The 2,119-nt window shown below is 74.6% G+C and carries 3 protein-coding genes; 1 reads left to right on the top strand and 2 read right to left on the bottom strand.

Going from position 1 to position 2,119, the window contains the following annotated elements; translation table 11 throughout:
• Nucleotides 1-132: 132 nt before the first annotated feature.
• A complete protein-coding gene (locus tag ABT014_RS34400) occupies nucleotides 133-429 on the bottom strand; it encodes a hypothetical protein (protein WP_350643783.1) in 297 nt (98 codons plus the stop codon).
• Between the two features lie 589 nt (nucleotides 430-1,018).
• Between ABT014_RS34400 and ABT014_RS34395 the strand changes: the two genes are divergently transcribed.
• The gene (locus ABT014_RS34395) at nucleotides 1,019-1,492 is read left to right on the top strand and encodes a hypothetical protein (protein ID WP_350643781.1); all 474 of its coding nucleotides are present in this window, start codon (nucleotides 1,019-1,021) and stop codon (nucleotides 1,490-1,492) included.
• A gap of 390 nt (nucleotides 1,493-1,882) precedes the next feature.
• Here the strand turns inward: ABT014_RS34395 and ABT014_RS34390 are convergent.
• Nucleotides 1,883-2,119: hypothetical protein (locus ABT014_RS34390; RefSeq protein WP_350643779.1), on the bottom strand; the 237-nt coding region annotated here is incomplete at its 5' end.

The raw sequence follows: 2,119 nt of genomic DNA, 5'->3' as shown, positions 1-2,119 counted from the left end.
GGCGGCGAATGCGGTGTGTGCGTAGCGCCGACTACTCGGGAAGGCGGTACGTGCAAGGGGCGGGGCCCTGGCACTCAACAGGACGGGCCCCGCCCTCTCACGGCGACCGCGCCGCGGGAGGGTGATGCGGTGCTACAGGCCGAGCAGACCCAGACCGAGGATGCCACGGCCGAAGAGGCCGTTCCCGTGGTACCGGTAGCCCTCGTTGCCGTACCCGCCCTCGCCGTAGCAGTCGCTCTCGGCGTAGTAGGTGGTGCTCTCGCTGTAGCTGACGTGCTCGGTGCTGGCCTGCACCTCGTGGTTGTAGAACTGCTCGGATCCGCGGGTCCCGTGGGCCGGGGTGGCGAAGGCGGAGCCGGCCGCCGGGACGGCGACGATGCCGGCGGCGAGCAGGGAGCAGGCCAGGGTACGGGCTATGCGCTTGTTCATGGGAATCACTTCCGTTGAGCGGGCGGCGAGTTCCGCCCTGCCTCGCCGACGCTAAGGCCGCGGACCACCCGCTGCCCGCCCGTACGGCCACATGGCCTGCCGGCCGGCGACCTGGGCAGGGCGAGCGGCCCCCCGAACTGGCCGGGTCCGGCGGGATGCTGCGTGCGCCGCCGGGCGCCTGGTGCATCCACCCGGACCTCCTCCCCTTCCGGTTCCGCAACGGCGGCGAGGGCGAGGAGGGCACGGGACGGTACCGGGGCCGGCGGTGTGCCTGCGCCCTGGCCGGCTGAAGCTGTCGTAGCGTCAGGGCAGGAGACCGGCGTCGGCGCGCTGTTTCCTCCCGGCCCGGCCTGCCATCCCCCGGCAGCCGGGCCATGCTCATCCCGCAGCACCCCGAGGACCACGCCCTGCCGCAGCCCGTTCCGAGGCCTTGGTGCCCGGCCCGGTGCCGACTGCTCTCGTGAGCAACACCTTCGCGGCGGCACATCCGCCGCGTCCGCCGCCGCGCCGGAGATTCGCCGACCCGAAGTCACCGGTCTCCTAGACTGCCTACTGCTCCGCACCCCAACCACCGAGACCGAGAAGGCCCGTGAACGCCGCACTGCGCCTGGCCGAGAAGCTGCAGCACCAGCGCCGCCGGCTGCTGCGCACCGACGGCCGCCTCCCCTCCTCCCGCCACCTCGCCGCCCGCTCCGCGGACACCGACGGCACCCCGACCATCTCCCACGCCGTCATCAGCGACGTCCTGGCCGGCAACAAGGCCAACCCCCCGCTGCGCACCCTCCACGGCCTGGCCCGCGCGTTCGACGTCCCCGCGGCCTACCTGCTCCCCGGGTGGGATGACCTGACCTCGCTCCAGGTCTACCGGGACCACGAGGACGCCCGCCAGGCGCTGCGGCTGATCGCCGGCCTCGGCCCGCAGGGTGCGGCCGCGCTGCTGGAGTCGGCCCGCGGCATCCGTGCCAACGCCGGCCTCGGGCAGGAGCCGGTCGCGGAGGTTCCCGACGCTCCACTGCCCACCCGCACCGGACCCGGACGTCCGCCGCGCACCGTCGACGCCTGAGCCAACCCGGCCGGCGCGGCCGACCGGCTCCACTCGGCTCGGCCGGCACCATGCGGTCCGGGTCGCACCGCATGGTGCCCAGGCGCAGCTCGTCGCCCCGGGCACGCGAGCACGCCGTCGCCGCCGAGGTGTTGGCGCCACGCAGTGGGCGGTCAGTGGGAAACCAGGCCCCGGGATCTGTGTCGCGGCGCTGCCGCCGGCTACTTCACTCAAGGACGCACCTGGGATGCGAACGAGCAACCCCGGCGGCAGGATCGATGACGTGGCCGGGGCACGACCATGCTGCGAACCGGCCCCGGCCACCACGCCATCTGCCGTACCGGCCTCGGTGGCGGCCGCCGGCAGGAGGCGCTGCTTCCCGAAGTGGACGGACCGGGCCGTGCGGCTGCGCTACCGCCAGTGGATCTCGACGTGGGTGGCGATCCAGCCCACCACCCAGAGCACGGTGCTGGTGAGCACCCCGGCCAGCACGTTGCCGCCCAGGCGCTGGGGGTCGCGCCACCACGGCACCCGGCCCGGGAGGGCAACGGGTGCGGCGGCGTGCTGTGCCCGGCGCTCGACGCCGTCCCATGCCGACCGGGGCGCGCTCGTCCGGCGCGCGGTGTCGTCCCACTCTGCCGCGCTCGC

This window comes from Kitasatospora sp. NPDC094015, assembly GCF_040304075.1.
GTDB lineage: Bacteria > Actinomycetota > Actinomycetes > Streptomycetales > Streptomycetaceae > Kitasatospora.
Note: the sequence above shows the minus strand (reverse complement) of the source record. Positions and strands in the feature narration are given on the sequence as shown.